Source organism: Amycolatopsis sp. NPDC001319 (assembly GCF_042896185.1).
Taxonomy (GTDB): domain Bacteria; phylum Actinomycetota; class Actinomycetes; order Mycobacteriales; family Pseudonocardiaceae; genus Amycolatopsis.
The window spans coordinates 874,414-889,259 of sequence record NZ_JBIAWY010000003.1 but is presented as its reverse complement, the minus strand read 5'-3'; the positions used below and the strand labels follow the sequence as shown (position 1 = coordinate 889,259).

Sequence of the window (14,846 nt, the reverse complement as noted above, 5' to 3'; positions counted from 1 at the left end):
TAGCGTTCTCGCGTGCCCGAACCCCTCGCCGCGGTCGTGTCCCTCGTGCTCCTGGCTGTGACGCTGGGGTTCGCGATGGTGCGCCCCCGTGGGCTGCCCGAGGCGGTGGCCGCGGTGCCCATCGCGGGGGTGGTGCTGGCGATCGGGCTCACGACGCCGCAGGCCGCGTGGCAGCGGGTCGTCGAGATCCTGCCGACGATGGGGTTCCTGGCCGCGATCCTGCTCGTCAGCCACCTGGCCGCGATCGACGGTGTGTTCACCTGGCTGGGCAGCCGGCTGGCCGAGGTGTGCCGGGGCAAGCCCAAGCGGCTGCTCGTGTTCACCTTCGTCGCGGCGGCGGGTGTGACGGCGGCACTGAGCCTCGACGCCACCGTTGTCCTGCTCACGCCTGTCGTGCTGGCGACGGCGGAGGGGCTCAGGCTCGAGTCGAAACCCCACGTCTACGCGTGCGCCCACCTGGCGAACTCGGCCTCGACGCTGCTGCCCGTCTCCAACCTGACGAACCTGCTCGCGTTCGCGGCGTCCGGGCTCACGTTCGCCGGGTTCACGGCGCTGATGGCGCTGCCCTGGCTGGTCACGATCCTCATTGAGCTGGCCGTGTTCGCGCGCTTCTTCAAACGCGACCTGGCCGGTCCCCGCAGCACCGAAAAGCCGCAGCACCGGGAGCCGCCGGTGTTCGCGCTCGTCGTGCTCGGCGTGATGCTCGTGGGCTTCGGGGTGGGCCAGCTCGTGCACGTCGAACCGGTGTGGGTCGCGGCGCTGGCGGCGCTCGTGCTCAGCTCGCGGGCGCTGGCCGAGCGCAAGATCAAGCCGTGGCAGGTGGTGACGGAAGCGTCGCCGCTGCTGGTGCTGTTCGTGCTCGGCCTGGCCATCACGGTGGAAGCCGTCGACGAACACGGGCTCGGCGGCGCCCTCAAGGCCTTCCTGCCGACGACGGCGGCACTCCCCGACCTGCTCCTCACCACCGCGATCGCGGCCGTGCTGGCGAACGTCCTCAACAATCTGCCGGCGACGCTCATCCTGCTGTCGGTGCTCGGCGACCACCCGAACACGGGTGTGCTGCTGGCCGTGCTGATCGGCGTGAACGTCGGCCCGAACGCGACCTACCTCGGCTCCCTGGCGACGCTCCTGTGGCGGCGCGTGCTGGCCCGCCACGGCCACACGCCGAGCGCGCGCGAGTTCACGGCACTGGGCGCGCTGACCACCCCCGTCTCCCTCGCGGCGGCGACCACGGCGTTGTGGCTGGTGCTGCCGTGACGGATCGGGACGGACCCGGCTACGAACGCGGCGGGATGGTCTGCCCCGGCTCCAGCGTCGGGCCGCAGTCGTCGAGGCCGTTGCCGAAGCGGTAGGCCTCGACGTCCATCATCGTGGTCGCCGCGTAGTGCTGGACAGCCTGGAGTTTGGCCGGATCCTTGACCGCGTCCTTGCGGACCCAGTCGCCGTTGCGGAGGCCGGGGCCGGGGTAGATGAAGATCGGGTAGTAGTCGCGGTCGATGCGGGGGTCGAGGGAGATGCCGTTGCCGCCGGCCCAGGGGCCCCACGAGTGGATGAAGGTGGGCTTGACCGTGTCGAACACGTAGTCGCGCAGGCCCGCCATGTTCTCGTCGTGCGTGAGGTCCGCGATGGGGGCGTTGACGAGGCCGGCCATGTCCACGAGCTGCAGCCGGCTGGTCATCGACGAGCCGCCGAGGTCCGGCAGCAGCAGCGACGCCTGCTGCAGGCCCAGCATGTCGGCGTAGGTGTTGAAGCCACGGCCGAAGCGGTCGGCGATCAGGCACGCCGGCACGGTGGGGCTCTTGATGAACTCGTCGGACTGCTGCACGAACCCGACCATTGACGGGATCGCCGCGGCCACCACGACCACCGACGCGACCGCGCGCCAGCGCACCTTCACCGTGCGCAGCAGCTCGCCGAAGGACAACGTGCCCGCGAGCACGCCCAGCACCCACACCGGCGTCGCGAACCGGAACTGCGCCATCCAGTCGGGCATCAGCACACCGAAGGCGATCACGCCGAGCGCGAACGGCGTGATCAACGCGGCCAGCGGACGCCGCCACGGCGCCTTGCGCAGCGCCCAGATCACCACGATCGCGAGCACGACCACGGCGGCGACACCGGCGTAGAGGATCAGGGTTCCGGGCCGCACCAACGACATCAGGTCGGGCAGGCCCTGTTTCTTCGCCACCGACGGATTCGCGAGGAACCGGCCGCCGAACTCGCTGTGGCGCCAAGCCACATACGCGCCGAACGGGACCGCGAAGGCCACAATGGACAGAACGGCGTAGCGGAAGCTGACCCAGAAACCCTCGCGCCGCACGCCGTACAGCAGGACGAGCGGGAACGCGGCGGCGTAGATCAGGCCTTCGGGACGCGTCAGCGCGGCGAACGCCACGATCACGCCCGCGCCCACCGCGACCTTCCATGAAAGCGTGCGTTCCTTGCGGACCGCGGTGAACAGCAGCACCGCGAGACCGAGCACCGCGAACGCGAACAGCGAGTTCTCGAGCCCCGAGACCACCCAGATCACGAACGACGGGATCGTCGCCAGCGTGAGGCCCACGGCCAGTGTGGCCGCCCACGCGTGGCGCGGGAAGATCTGCCGCGCCACGACGTGGCACAGCGTGAGGATGCCGGCGGTGAACAGCAGGCCGAGCGCCTTCGGGAACAGCACGTAGTCGGGGATGCCGAACAGCAGGCCGTGGTCGAACAGGCCCACGAGCTTCCCGCCCGCGAGCAGGACCATCCACGTCGGGTCGGAGAAGCCCTCGACGGGCGGCGCACCCGGCTGCAGAACCGGGCCGAGGCCGTCGGCGAGGCTGCGCGAGTAGGAGAACGTGATGGCCGCGTCGTCCACGATCCAGTGGCCGTAGCGCGTGGCGTGCCAGGCGACCGCGGCGACACCGGCCAGTACCGCCAGCACGGAGGCGATCCAGCCGTGGCGCAGGCCGACGGCGGTCACGGGCGCGTCCTCGCCGGGGAGGTCGCGTTCGGATGCTTCGGTGAGTGCGCTAGCGGTCATTACCTCGTCACTGTTTCTACTCGCAGAGCTTGCCGAGAAACGCACGAGCCTGCGCCCCCCTGATGAGGATCCCGGGTGGAACCCGCGCCGCGGCGCCGCGGTCGACACAGCACTCTAGCCAATACCGGATCGGCACCCGCTCACGCGTCGTCCCTGCGCGTGATCCGCCCCACAATTTACCAATCCGGCCGGAAGCAGGCGGGCACCCAACCGGACGGTATCCCGTCCGGCGACCGCACCCGCCGTGGCTGAAGCCGGATCGGTAAACGATCAGCAGAGCCCCGGTCAGGAGAGGTGTGAAATGTCGTTGGCCAGATGCACAGAGGAGTTGCCATCCGGGTAGAACTCCACGATCGAGAGCGACGCCAGGTCCAGGTGCAGGCGGAACAGCAGGCTCGGACCCGCGTCGAGGCCGATCCGCAACAGTGTCTTGATGGGCGTGACGTGGCTGACGACGATGATCGTCTTCCCCTCGTACTGCTCGATGAGGTCGCGGCGGGCCTGGTCGACGCGCTCGTGGACCGCGTCGAAGCTCTCGCCCCCGGGCGGCGCGCACGACGAGTCGCGCAGCCAGCAGCCGTGCAGCTCGGGGTCGCGGTCGGCGGCTTCCTTGAAAGTCAGGCCCTCCCACTGGCCGAAGTCGGTCTCGATGAGGCCCGGGTGCGTGACGAAGCGGGTACCCAGCGCGTCAGCCACGGCCTGCGCGGTCTGCTTCGTCCTGGTCAGGGGTGACGAGACGATGGGGGCGGCCTCGCCGTCTTCGGAGACGAGCCCGGGCCACGCGCCGAGCCGCTTCGCCGCCGCGGCCGCCTGGCCGCGCCCGCGCTCGGTGAGCGGCACGTCGCCGCGGCCGGAGTAGCGGCGGTCGACCGACATCTCGGTCTGGCCGTGGCGCAGGAGCAGCAGCCGGGTGGGTGTGCCGCGCGCACCGGTCCAGCCGGCTTTGGCGCCGCGGTCGGCCTCACCGGTGCCGGAGGTGGTCTTGACCTGCGGTTTGTCCTGAGCCGGCGCCGGGGTGGTGGCCTTGCCGGTGCCGCTGTCCATCGCGACGTTGGCGAGGTGGTCGGCGTGGGAGTTCTCTGCGCGGGGGATCCACATGTAGGTGACACGATCGAACCCGTCCGCGAGTTCACGCGCCCGCGCGGCGAGCGGCTGCAGCGCGGCGTGCTTGATCTTCCAGCGGCCGGACATCTGCTCCACGACCAGCTTGGAGTCCATCCGCACGTCCACAATGGACGCGCCGGTCTCCGCCGCCGCGGTCAGCGCCGCGATGAGCCCGGAGTACTCGGCGACGTTGTTGGTCACCACGCCGAGGTACTCGTGGCGCTCGGCCAGCACCTCGCCGGTGGCGGCGTCCTTCACGACCGCGCCGTAGCCGGCCGGGCCCGGGTTGCCCCGGGACCCCCCGTCCGCCTCGACGACAACCCGGTCGGTCACAGGCCCGACTCCATCGTGCGGACCAGGATCGCCCCGCAGTTCTCGCACTGGACGATGGTGTCCTCGGGCGTCGCCTTGATCTCGGCGATGGTGTTGCGGTCGAGCTCGAGCTGGCAGGCGCCACAGCGACGGGCGCGCAGCAGCGCCGCGCCGATGCCCTTGTGGTCCAGCACGCGCTCGTACAGCTTGAGCACCGGCTCCGGGAAGCGCGGCAGCAGCTTCGCGCGGTCCTCGTCGCGGCGGGCGCGCGTGGTGTCGAGGTTCTTGAACTCCTCGTCGCGGCGCTCGATCGCGGCCGCGACGCCCGCCTCGGCCTTGTCGACCTCGGCGCCGGTGCGCTGGGCGTCGAGCTCCAGGGCCTCGCGCTGCTCCATGAGCTCCAGCAGGTCGTCTTCGAGCGCGCTCTGGCGGCGGCCGAGCGTCTGCAGCTCGTGCTCGATGTCGGTCATCTGCTTGGCGTTGACCGAGCCCGACTCCAGCAGCTTGCGGTCGCGGTCCTCACGGGCCCGCACCGACTCGACCTCTTTCTCCTGCCGCGCGATCTCGCGGTCGAGGTCCGACGCGGCGGTCTGCACGGACACGAGCGCGTCACGCTTCTCGCGCACGGCCTTCTCGCCCGCGTCGATCTCGGCGAGCTCGGGCAGGGTGCGCCGGCGGTGCGCGGTGCGCGAAAGCTCGGCGTCCACCTTCGCGAGTTCGAGCAGCTGGCGCTGGACGGCGGGGTCGGCCTTCACGGTGCTCCTTGTGGAATTGGGGGGGACTTGCGTTAGTCAGCTGGCGGGGGTCGCGCGGACGGTCCACGGGTCGGTGCACCTCGTGGAGACGTGACTGTCGACGTTACCCGCAAAGGCTGCGGCGACAAGGGCCGAGGCCTGCCCGCACCAGGGCCATTCGCTGGCCCAGTGCGTGAGCCCGACCAGCGCGGGCCCCGAGGCGGCGAGGTGCTCGCCGGCGGGGTGGTGGCGGAGGTCCGCCGTCACGTACGCGTCGACCCCCTCGGCCGTGGCGCGCGCGAGGTAGGAATCGCCCGCACCGCCGGACACCGCGACGGTGCGGATCGGCCGGTCCGGGTCCCCCGCGCCCAGCACGCCCGGCACCGTGGCCGGCAACGCCTCGGCGACCCGCTGCACGAACACCGCGAACGGCTCGGCCTCCGCCAGGTGCCCGATCCGCCCGATGCCCGTGCGGCCGCCGGGCTCCTGCGGGTCGAGCGGCCGGTCGACGGTGAGGCCGATGGCGTTCGCGAGAGCGTCGGACACGCCGGGGTCGGCCGAGTCGGCGTTGGTGTGCGCGCAGTAGAGCGCGCGGCCGCCGCGGATCAGCCGGTGCACGAGGCCGCCCTTGACCGTGTCGGCGGGCACGCCGTGCACCCCGCGCAGCAGCAGCGGGTGGTGCGCCACGATCAGCTGCGCACCCAGGTCCTCGGCCTCGGTCACCGTCTCCTCGACGGGGTCGACGCAGAACAGCACCCGCGTGACCTCCTCCGCCGGGTCCCCGCACACGAGCCCGACGGCGTCCCACTTCTCGGCGAGGCGCGGCGGGTAGTGGCGTTCGAGGACGTCGAGGATCTCGGCTAGGGCAGGCACCAGGGGATCTTCCCACGACGGTTGCGGCAGACTCGGGACCCGTGACTTCAGTGGTGTTCGTGTGTTCAGGCAATATCTGCCGCTCCCCGATGGCGGAGCTGGTGTTCCGGGCGAAGCTCGCCGAGGCGGGGCTGGCGGACTCCGTGCGGGTGTCCAGCGCCGGGACCGGCCCGTGGCACGCCGGGGAGCCCGCGGACCGGCGGGCGCAGGCGACGCTGCGCGCGCACGGTTACCCGACGCAGCACGTCGCGTCGGAGGTGAACGACGAGGACCTCGAGGCCGACCTGCTGCTGGCGGCGGACGAGGGGCACCTCGACTTCCTGCGCGGGCGCGTCGAGGATCCGGCGAAGGTGCGGCTGCTGCGCGAGTTCGACCCGTCGGCGAAGGTCGGCGCAGAGGTACCGGACCCGTACTACGGCGGTGACGAGGGTTTCGAGGACGTGCTCGCGATGATCGAGCGCGCGATGCCCGGCCTGATCGAGTGGGTCCGCGCGCACGGTTAGGACCGGTTTGTCCCGCACGAAATCACAGGTGGGAGAGGTCGCCGCGCGGTCCGTGGGGACGACGGCCTACCGTGAAGGGGTGCGGTTGCGGTTTCTGCTCCGGCCCGGCTGGCTGGCACTGACGGTGGTGGTGTTCACCTTCGCCGTCTGCTGCTACACCCTTCTCGCGCCCTGGCAGTTCCGGCGCGACGCCGAGCAGGAGGCCCAGAACAACGCGCTCACCGCGTCGTTCACGGCCCAGCCGGCGCCCGTCGCGCAGCTGCTGCCCGCCGGCTCGACGCCCGGCCAGCAGACGGAGTGGCACCTCGTGTCGATCACGGGCACGTACCTGCCGTCGGCGGAGGTCGTCGCGCGGTTGCGGACCGTGCAGGGTGAGGCCGCGTTCGAGGTGCTCACGCCGTTGCGCGCGGCCGACGGGACCGTGTACCTCATCGACCGCGGTTACGTGCGGCTCGACGACCAGTCCGGGGTCCTCCCCTACGCCGCCGCGCCCGGGGGCCAGGTCACCGTGGTCGCGCGGGTGCGCAGCGACGAGGTGGACCCGAAGCACCGCGACGCGTTCTCCGATGCGTCGACAAAGGGGAAGCTGCAGAGCTACACCGTCGACTCGCAGGTGGTGGCGCGCTCGTCCGGCCTGAAGATCCGGCCCGGTTACTTCCAGCTCGACCAGAACCAGCCCGGTGTGCTCGGCGCGCTGCCGCTGCCGCAGCTGGACTCGGGGCCGTTCTTCTCCTACGCGTTGCAGTGGCTGGCGTTCGGCAGCATGGCGGTCCTGGGCTGGCTGTACTTCACGATCCGGGAGCTCAAGCCCGGCGGCGCGCTGACCACGGAGAAGCCGGAGCGCACGCGCCGCAAGTCCGTGGCGGAGATGCTGGCCGAGGACGAGGAAGAGTTCACTCCCTCGGCGTAGGCAAGTGGTCTCCTGCTCCAGCCCGGAACTGGCCCTTTCTCGGGGCCACTTCGCCGGGTGATACTCGGTGACATGCTGATCCACCCTTGGGACGCCGGAGACGACGCGGAATGGCGGCAGTGGCTCAAGGGCCACGACTTCGGTCAGCTCGTGGCCGGTGGCCGCGGCCGTGACCTCCCGGTGGTCGTCCCCACGCACTTCACGTTCGACGGCGAAGCCACCGTGTGGCTGCACCTCGCGCGCCCCAACCCGGTGTGGCCGCTGCTGGAGGAACACCCGCGCGCACTGCTGACGGTGATCGGCGAGTACACCTACATCCCGTCGGACTGGAACACCGCGGACGACCCGGCCGTGGGCGTACCGACGTCGTACTACGCGAGCGCGCAGCTCGCCTGCGACGTGCGGATCGTCGACGACCCGGCCGAGAAGGCGGAGGTGCTCAACCGGCAGCTCGGGCACTTCGAGCCGGGCAGCGGCCGGACGCCGGTGTCGTCGGTCGACGCGCCGGACCGGCGGCTGCTGCCGGGGATCCGCGGGATCGAGCTGACCGTGACGTCCGTGCAGGCGAAGTTCAAGTACGGCGGCAACAAGACGCCGACCGACCGGGAGCGGATCTCGGGGAAGCTGGCGGCTCGGGGCGGGCCGTTGGACGCGGCCGCGCTGGAGCACCTTCAGCGGCGCAGCTGACTCACCTACGACGGCGGCGGCGCGCGCCGACGAGGACGGCCACCGTCACCGAGGTCGCGCCCGCCAGCCAGCCGACCACCCGCGACAGCTCCACCGCGCGCGTGACGTGCCCGGCGTCGGGGTTGCGACCGACGCCCAGCACGGGCAGCTCCACCACCCCGTGCGGGTACACCGTGCGCCCGCCCACGCGGATCTCCAGCGCACCGGCGAACGCGGCCTCGACGCGGCCCGCGTTGGGGCTCGGGTGGGCGATCGTGTCGCGCCGCCAAGCCCGCCACGCGCCGCCCGCGGAACCGCCGACGACGGGGGCGGCCAGCACGGTGAGGGCCGCGGCGATCCGCGTCGGCACGAGGTGGACGAGCTCGTCGAGCCGGGCGACCAGCCAGTGGCCCGCCGAGCCGCGCGCGAGGACGCTGATGGTCCGGGACGCGAGCAGCCCCGGCACGCCGGCGAGCGCTCCCCACAGCAGTGGCGCGACGACCACTTCGGACGTGTTCTCGGCCAGAGTCTCAACGGACGCACGGGAAAGCGCGATCATGCCGAGCCCGTCGGCGACGCGCGGGTCCAGTTCGGACAGTGTGCCGCGCGCAGGTTCGAGCCGGCCCTCTTCGAGGTCGCGCGCGAGCTCCGTGCCCTGCGTCGCGAGACCGGCGGCACCGACGACCGCCCACGTCGTGACCGCCGTGGCCACGGCCTGCACCACGGGCCGGTCACGAACGGCGCGTTCGGCGAACAGCCCGGCCGCGACCGCGGCACCCGCCAGGCCAAGACCGGTGACGGCGGCGCGAGCGGACATCGTGGTGGAGCGCTCTCCGGCGGGCGCACCGACGGCGGATTCCCCAGACGCCCCAACAGCAACACCGCTCCCGGCGCGCACCGCGGCGCCGGAGCCCAGCGTCGCCACGCGGCGGAACGCCGTGACGGGCGGGCGGTGCCGGGGGTTGCCGAGGACGCCGTCGGCCGCCAGGCCGAGCACCAAGCCGATCGCGCGTGCCGCGCTCACCAGTTACCAATCCGGCCGAAAGCAGGCTGACCCCCACGCGGCACGTAACCGTTGCCACCAAGCCATTCGGCCGTGACTGTGGCCGGACTGGTAACGATCGGCACAGTGCCCCCCGGGAACGTGGTTCGATGCCGCCGACGCGATGGCCTGGCGAGTTATTGCCCGCCGAGATTACTCGACACCGCGGCGGCGATTTCGTCCCGTGCCTGGTCCACGATGTCGCGCATGGCGCGCTCGGCCCGGTCCGCGTCGCCGGCGTCCACGGCCACGGCGACTTCCACGTGCAGCGCGACTGCTTCGGGCTGCGGTTCCTCGGGCATCAGGCCGTGGGAGGTGCGGCCCGCGAGCACCTCGGCGACCACCGAGGACAGCTGCGCGAACATCGGGTTTCCCGACGCGGTGAGCAGCAGGTCGTGGAACGCGATGTCGTGGCCGAGGAACGTCGTCAGATCGCGGGCCCGGGCCGTCTCCTCCAGGCGGTGGCCCAGCGCACGCAGCCGCCCGCGGTCCTCCGGTGTCGCGCGCAGCGCCGCGAACCGCGCGGCGCACGGCTCGACGCCCGAGCGCAGCTCCGTCAACGTCCGCAGCGCCACTGCGCGCCCCGAACCGTCGAGCTGCCAGCGGATCAGGCGCGGGTCGTAGTGGTTCCACTCCCCCGGGTCGCTCACGATCGCGCCGACGCGGCGGCGGCTCGTGGTCAGCCCCATCGTCTCCAGCACGCGCACGACCTCGCGGGCCACCGTGCGCGAGGCGCCGAAGCGTTCCTGCAGCTCGTCGGAGCGCAGCACGGCGCCCGGCGCCAGCTCGCCGTTGGCGATCGCCGCGCCCAGCGCGTCGAGGACTTCTTCGTGCCGGTCGCTCCCCACGCGGCCAACCTACCGCTCTGATTCGATTAAGTAGTACTTCTTCTTGAATAAGTACTACTTTTGGGTTTGACTCTTCCGGACACAAGGAGGTGCGGATGACCGTCATCGTCGTGATGGGCGTGTCCGGCTCGGGGAAGACGACGGTCGGCGAGGCCCTGGCCGAGCGCCTCGGCGTGGAGTACGCCGAGGCCGACAGCTTCCACTCGAAGGCGAACATCGAGAAGATGTCCGCCGGCCACGCGCTGACGGACGCCGACCGTGAGCCCTGGCTGCAGGCGATCGCGCACTGGATCGCGGAACACCAGGAATCCGGCGGGGTCGTGTCGTCGTCCGCGCTGAAACGCCGGTACCGCGACGAGCTGAGAGCCGGCGGCAACGTCTGGTTCCTCCACCTCCACGGCGATCGCGACGTGCTCGCCGAGCGCATGCAGACCCGCAAGGGCCACTTCATGCCCGTGTCGCTGCTCGACTCCCAGCTCGCGGACCTCGAACCGCTGCAGCCGGACGAGCCGGGTCTCGTCTTGGAGATCACCGAAAGCCCCGCCGCCCTCGTCGAGGCGGCGATTCACGCGTTCCAGGAGCGTGCATGACCACCCTCGCCGCCGGCTGGACCGGCCACGACACCCGCCTGATCCTGGCGACGGTGCTCGCCATCGCCGTGATCGTGGTGCTGATCAGCAAGCTGAAGCTCCACCCGCTGCTGGCGCTGACGATCGGCTCCGGCGTGCTGGGCCTCGTGGCCGGCATGCCCGTGGACAAGCTGTTGAAGAGCTTCGAAAGCGGCGTCGGCAGCACGGTCGCTTCGGTCGGGTTGCTGATCGCGTTCGGCGCGATGCTCGGCAAGCTGCTGGCCGATTCCGGTGGTGCGGACCGGATCGTGGACACGATCCTCGGGCGCGTGCACGGCAAGGGGCTGCCGTGGGCGATGGCGCTGGTGGCCGCGTTGATCGGGCTGCCGATGTTCTTCGAGATCGGCCTCGTGATGCTGATCCCGGTGGTGCTGCTGGTCGCCAAGCGCAGCGGGAAACCCGTGCTGCTGCTGGGAATCCCGGCGCTCGCGGGCCTGTCCGTGCTCCACGGGCTGATCCCGCCGCACCCCGGCCCGCTGGCCGCGGCGGGCGCGCTCGGTGCCAACGTGGGCATCACCCTCGCGCTCGGCCTGCTCGTCGGCATCCCGACGGTGGTGATCGCCGGCCCGCTGTTCGGCCGCGTCGCCGCGCGGTGGGTGCCCGACGCCACCCCGCCGCAGCGCCTGGTGCCCGAGTCGGAGAGCACCGAGGTCGATGAACGGCCCAGCTTCGGTGCCACGCTGACCACGGTGCTGCTGCCCGTGGCGCTGATGTTGCTGAAGGCGCTCTCGGACATCCCGCTGGGCAAGGAAAACGCCGTGCGCCGCGTGCTCGACTTCGTCGGCGACCCGCTGGTGGCGCTGCTGCTCGCGGTGCTCGTCGGCATGGTCACGCTGGGCCGCCCGGCGGGCCTGCACCGCGCGAAGCTGTCGTCGATCATCAGCGACTCGCTCGCGCCGATCGCGGGCATCCTGCTCATCGTGGCCGCGGGCGGTGGTTTCAAGCAGACGCTGGTGGACGCCGGCGTCGGCGACGTGATCACCAACCTGTCCACCGGCGCCCACCTGTCACCGCTACTGCTCGGCTGGCTGGTCGCCGTGGCGATCCGGCTGGCGACGGGCTCCGCGACCGTCGCCACCGTGTCCGCCGCCGGCATCGTCGCGCCGCTCGCCGCCACCCTCGACCCGACCCACAACGCCCTGCTGGTGTTGGCCATCGGCGCCGGTTCGCTGTTCTTCTCGCACGTGAACGACGCCGGGTTCTGGTTGGTCAAGGAGTACTTCGGCATGTCCGTGGGGCAGACGCTGAAGACGTGGTCGGTGATGGAGACGGTGATCTCGGTCGTGTCGATCGCGTTGATCCTGCCGCTGGGCGGCTTGCTCTAAGGCGTTCGCGACGGGTAGGCGCCGTCGAGGGTCCAGGCCGGGTACTCCGGGCGCAGCGCGCTGACGGCGTCGAGCTCGGCGAGGTCCTGCTCGGTGAGCTCCAGGTCGACGGCTGCGAGGTTCTCGTGCAGCTGGTCGGGCCGCTTCGCGCCGACGATCACGCTGGTCACGCCGCGCTGCGCGAGCACCCAGGCCAGCGCGACGCGGGCGACGCCGACGTCGTGGCGCTCGGCGACCTTGCGCAGCGCGTCGACAATGTCGTAACCACGCTCGCGGTCGATGGGCGGGTTGTCGGCCTGGGCGCGGCGGCCGGACGCGTCTTGGCTGCCGCGGGTGAACTTGCCGGAGAGGAAGCCGCCGGCCAGCGGGCTGTAGACGAGCAGGCCGAGCTTCTCCTCGTTGACCAGCGGCAGCAGCTCGCGCTCGAGGTCACGCCCGACGAGCGAGTAGTACGCCTGCAGCGACACGAACCGCGAGTAGCCGTGCAAGTCGGCGACGCCGAGAGCCTTGGCCAGCTGCCAGGCGAAGGTGTTGGACGTGCCGATGTAGCTGATCTTGCCTTGGCGGACGGCGTCGTCGAGGGCCGAGAGGGTCTCGTCGAGCGGGGTCAGGTGGTCGTGGGCGTGGATCTGGTAGAGGTCGATGTGGTCGGTGCCCAGGCGGCGGAGGCTGTCGTCGATCGCGTGGCGCAGGTGCACGCGGGAGAGCCCGACCTCGTTGGGGCCGGCGCCCATGCGCGAGTACGCCTTGGTGGCGAGCACCACGTCGCGGCGGCGGCCCTTGAGGATCTTGCCCAGCAGCTCCTCGGTCTCGCCGCCGGCGTACATGTCGGCCGTGTCGATGAGGTTCACGCCGTGGTCCAGGGCGATGCCGACCAGCTCGTCGGCCGCCTTGAGGTCCAGTCCGCCGATCACGTCCCACGGCTTCCGGCCGGAGCCGCCGAACGTCATGGTGCCGAGTGCGATCCTGGACACGAAAGTTCCGGTGGCGCCGAGTTGTTGGTACTGCACGGAGGTTCCTTTCTTCGGTGCTTCCCACGCTAGGCAGAGCGGAGGGTGCGGACCATGAGTGAGCGTTCGGAGCTCGTGCTGGATCGTCCGGATCCCCTCGCCGGCGTCCTGTCGATGGCCGACGTCCGCCCGGCCCTCCCGGCCCGGTTCACGGCGGGCGGCGACTGGGCGGTGCGGTTCGGCGGCTCGCACCCCAAGGTGATCACCGTGACGGCGGGTTCGTGCTGGGTGCTGCCCGAGGGATCGGCGCCGGTCTTCTTGACGGCGGGTGGCTGCTACCTCGTGGGCCGCGACGCCGCGTACGTCACGGCCAGCACGCCGGACGTCGCGCCGATCGAGGCCCGCAGCGTGTTCGCCGGCAACGACGGGCGGGCCGGTTCCGCCGCCGACGTCGCCCTGGTCGGCGCCACCCTGGACTTCACCGACCCCGCGGCGGCGGTGCTGCTGGAGGACCTCGGTTCCTCCGCCCGCATCACCGACCCGGACACCGCCGAGGTCCTGAACTCGACGCTGCGGCTGCTGGCGTTCGAAACCGCCGGCCGACCGGGCGGCGGCGCGATGCGCGAGCACCTCACGCAGATCCTGTCCCTCCACGTGCTGCGCAGCCTCCTCGGCGCCGACGCGCGCCCCGCCTGGCTGGCCGGCTTCCGCGACCCGGCCATCGGCGCCGCGCTCGCCGCGATGCACCGGCGCCCCGCGTTCGGCTGGACGGTGGCCCACCTGGCGAGCGAGGCGCACCTGTCGCGCACAGTGTTCGCGACGCGGTTCAAGGCACTCGTCGGACTGTCGCCGATGGACTACCTGCTGCACCGGCGGATCTCCGGCGCCACCCGGGACCTGGCCGAGGGCCGGACGGTCGCTTCCGTGGCTTCGCGTTGGGGATACGGCTCGGAGAGCGCGTTCAGCGCGGCGTTCAAGCGGGTGACGGGCCGGACGCCGGCGAGCAGCCGCGGTCGCTGATCAGCACAAACACCACACCCTGGTTCGAGCACGGGTTGACATGTGACCTTTTGGTCACCTATTCTCGGCGAGTGCCTGACGATGACCTGGTGTTCAAGGCGCTGGCGGATCCGACCCGCCGGGGCCTGCTGGACCGGCTGTTCGAGCGTGACGGCCGCACGCTCACCGAGCTGGAGTCCGAAGTGGACATGACGCGGTTCGGGGTGATGAAGCACCTCAAGCTGCTCGAGGAAGCCGGTCTCGTCGTCACGCGCAAGGAGGGGCGGGAGAAGCTCCACTTTCTCAACCCCGTGCCGATCCGGGAGATCCACGACCGGTGGATCGACAAGTACACCGAGCGCCACGTGTCGGCGCTGATGGAGCTCAAGACCGATCTGGAGAGGGAGCCACCGAAATGACCGAGACCAAGACCGTGCAGGTCAACCGCGTGTACATCAAGGCGACGCCGCAGGCGATCTGGGACGCGATCACCAAGCCGGAGTGGACGCAGAAGTACGGGTACTCCGGGCTGGCCGAGTTCGACCTCAAGACGGGCGGCAAGCACCGCACCAAGCCGACGCAGGAGTTCATCGACGCGGGCTTCACGAGTGACCTGCTGGACGGCGAGGTGCTCGAGTCCGACCCGCCGCGCAAGCTCGTGATCACGTGGAAGCTGCTGATGGACCCGAGCCTCGTCGCGGAGCCCTACACCACGCTCACCTACGACATCGAGGAAACCAAGACCGCCGGCACCAGACTGACCGTGACCCACGACGTCACGGGCGCGCCCGGACACGCGGCGCTCGTGTCGGGGGCGATGGAGAACGTCGACGCCGGTCCGGGCGAGAACGCCGGTGGCGGCTGGGCCTGGGTACTGTCCGACCTCAAGTCCGTGCTGGAGACCGGGAAGAACATCGTCGGCTGAGGCC

The 14,846-nt window shown here is 71.3% G+C and carries 16 protein-coding genes; 9 read left to right on the top strand and 7 right to left on the bottom strand.

The window, feature by feature from the left end; genetic code table 11:
- Positions 1-75: 75 nt before the first annotated feature.
- Complete coding sequence (locus ACFY1H_RS14860; protein ID WP_386946901.1) at positions 76-1,257, top strand: SLC13 family permease; 1,182 nt, start codon at positions 76-78, stop codon at positions 1,255-1,257.
- Positions 1,258-1,276: 19 nt separating this feature from the next.
- On the opposite strand, the gene ACFY1H_RS14855 is transcribed toward ACFY1H_RS14860, so the two are convergent.
- The 4 genes from ACFY1H_RS14855 to ACFY1H_RS14840 all read right to left on the bottom strand — a co-directional run bounded on the left by ACFY1H_RS14855 (position 1,277) and on the right by ACFY1H_RS14840 (position 6,045).
- Complete coding sequence (locus tag ACFY1H_RS14855) at positions 1,277-3,022, bottom strand: hypothetical protein (protein ID WP_386946827.1); 1,746 nt, start codon at positions 3,020-3,022, stop codon at positions 1,277-1,279.
- A gap of 285 nt (positions 3,023-3,307) precedes the next feature.
- Positions 3,308-4,459: a bifunctional RNase H/acid phosphatase gene (locus ACFY1H_RS14850; RefSeq protein WP_386946825.1), complete on the bottom strand. Its 1,152-nt coding sequence runs from the start codon at positions 4,457-4,459 to the stop codon at positions 3,308-3,310.
- Positions 4,456-5,193: a C4-type zinc ribbon domain-containing protein gene (locus ACFY1H_RS14845; RefSeq protein WP_366575061.1), complete on the bottom strand. Its 738-nt coding sequence runs from the start codon at positions 5,191-5,193 to the stop codon at positions 4,456-4,458. Before ACFY1H_RS14845 ends, ACFY1H_RS14850 begins: the two co-directional genes overlap by 4 nt.
- Positions 5,194-5,229: 36 nt before the next feature.
- Positions 5,230-6,045, bottom strand: coding sequence for a Nif3-like dinuclear metal center hexameric protein (locus ACFY1H_RS14840; protein WP_386946824.1), 816 nt, complete (start codon positions 6,043-6,045; stop codon positions 5,230-5,232).
- 41 nt (positions 6,046-6,086) lie between these two features.
- On the opposite strand from ACFY1H_RS14840, the gene ACFY1H_RS14835 reads away from it, so the two are divergent.
- From ACFY1H_RS14835 to ACFY1H_RS14825, 3 genes are all read left to right on the top strand, one after another.
- Positions 6,087-6,548 carry a low molecular weight protein-tyrosine-phosphatase gene (locus tag ACFY1H_RS14835; RefSeq protein ID WP_386946821.1) on the top strand — a complete coding sequence of 154 codons (462 nt, stop codon included), beginning with the start codon at positions 6,087-6,089 and terminating at the stop codon, positions 6,546-6,548.
- A 79-nt stretch (positions 6,549-6,627) separates the two neighbouring features.
- Complete coding sequence (locus ACFY1H_RS14830; RefSeq protein WP_366575066.1) at positions 6,628-7,458, top strand: SURF1 family cytochrome oxidase biogenesis protein; 831 nt, start codon at positions 6,628-6,630, stop codon at positions 7,456-7,458.
- A gap of 72 nt (positions 7,459-7,530) precedes the next feature.
- The gene (locus tag ACFY1H_RS14825; protein WP_386946819.1) at positions 7,531-8,145 is read left to right on the top strand and encodes an FMN-binding negative transcriptional regulator; all 615 of its coding nucleotides are present in this window, start codon (positions 7,531-7,533) and stop codon (positions 8,143-8,145) included.
- A 1-nt stretch (position 8,146) separates the two neighbouring features.
- Here ACFY1H_RS14825 and ACFY1H_RS14820 read toward each other — a convergent pair whose 3' ends face one another.
- Together ACFY1H_RS14820 and ACFY1H_RS14815 are read right to left on the bottom strand one after the other, a co-directional pair.
- Complete coding sequence (locus ACFY1H_RS14820) at positions 8,147-9,148, bottom strand: cobalamin biosynthesis protein (protein ID WP_386946817.1); 1,002 nt, start codon at positions 9,146-9,148, stop codon at positions 8,147-8,149.
- Positions 9,149-9,303: 155 nt separating this feature from the next.
- Positions 9,304-10,014: a FadR/GntR family transcriptional regulator gene (locus ACFY1H_RS14815; RefSeq protein WP_386946816.1), complete on the bottom strand. Its 711-nt coding sequence runs from the start codon at positions 10,012-10,014 to the stop codon at positions 9,304-9,306.
- Positions 10,015-10,109: 95 nt separating this feature from the next.
- Between ACFY1H_RS14815 and ACFY1H_RS14810 the strand changes: the two genes are divergently transcribed.
- The gene (locus ACFY1H_RS14810; RefSeq protein ID WP_386946814.1) at positions 10,110-10,604 is read left to right on the top strand and encodes a gluconokinase; all 495 of its coding nucleotides are present in this window, start codon (positions 10,110-10,112) and stop codon (positions 10,602-10,604) included.
- Positions 10,601-11,968, top strand: coding sequence for a gluconate:H+ symporter (locus tag ACFY1H_RS14805; RefSeq protein ID WP_386946812.1), 1,368 nt, complete (start codon positions 10,601-10,603; stop codon positions 11,966-11,968). The genes ACFY1H_RS14810 and ACFY1H_RS14805 overlap by 4 nt, the downstream gene beginning before the upstream one ends.
- Here ACFY1H_RS14805 and ACFY1H_RS14800 read toward each other — a convergent pair.
- On the bottom strand, positions 11,965-12,942 hold the full coding sequence (locus tag ACFY1H_RS14800) for an aldo/keto reductase (RefSeq protein WP_366575076.1): 978 nt from the start codon (positions 12,940-12,942) through the stop codon (positions 11,965-11,967). The two genes, ACFY1H_RS14805 and ACFY1H_RS14800, sit on opposite strands and share 4 nt — an antisense overlap.
- Before the next feature lie 90 nt (positions 12,943-13,032).
- Between ACFY1H_RS14800 and ACFY1H_RS14795 the strand changes: the two genes are divergently transcribed.
- The 3 genes from ACFY1H_RS14795 to ACFY1H_RS14785 all read left to right on the top strand — a co-directional run bounded on the left by ACFY1H_RS14795 (position 13,033) and on the right by ACFY1H_RS14785 (position 14,842).
- Positions 13,033-13,938, top strand: coding sequence for an AraC family transcriptional regulator (locus ACFY1H_RS14795; RefSeq protein ID WP_386946810.1), 906 nt, complete (start codon positions 13,033-13,035; stop codon positions 13,936-13,938).
- 71 nt (positions 13,939-14,009) lie between these two features.
- Entirely contained in the window at positions 14,010-14,336 is a 327-nt protein-coding gene (locus tag ACFY1H_RS14790) for an ArsR/SmtB family transcription factor (RefSeq protein WP_386946808.1), read from the top strand.
- The gene (locus tag ACFY1H_RS14785) at positions 14,333-14,842 is read left to right on the top strand and encodes an SRPBCC domain-containing protein (RefSeq protein ID WP_354871544.1); all 510 of its coding nucleotides are present in this window, start codon (positions 14,333-14,335) and stop codon (positions 14,840-14,842) included. The genes ACFY1H_RS14790 and ACFY1H_RS14785 overlap by 4 nt, the downstream gene beginning before the upstream one ends.
- Positions 14,843-14,846 lie beyond the last annotated feature (4 nt).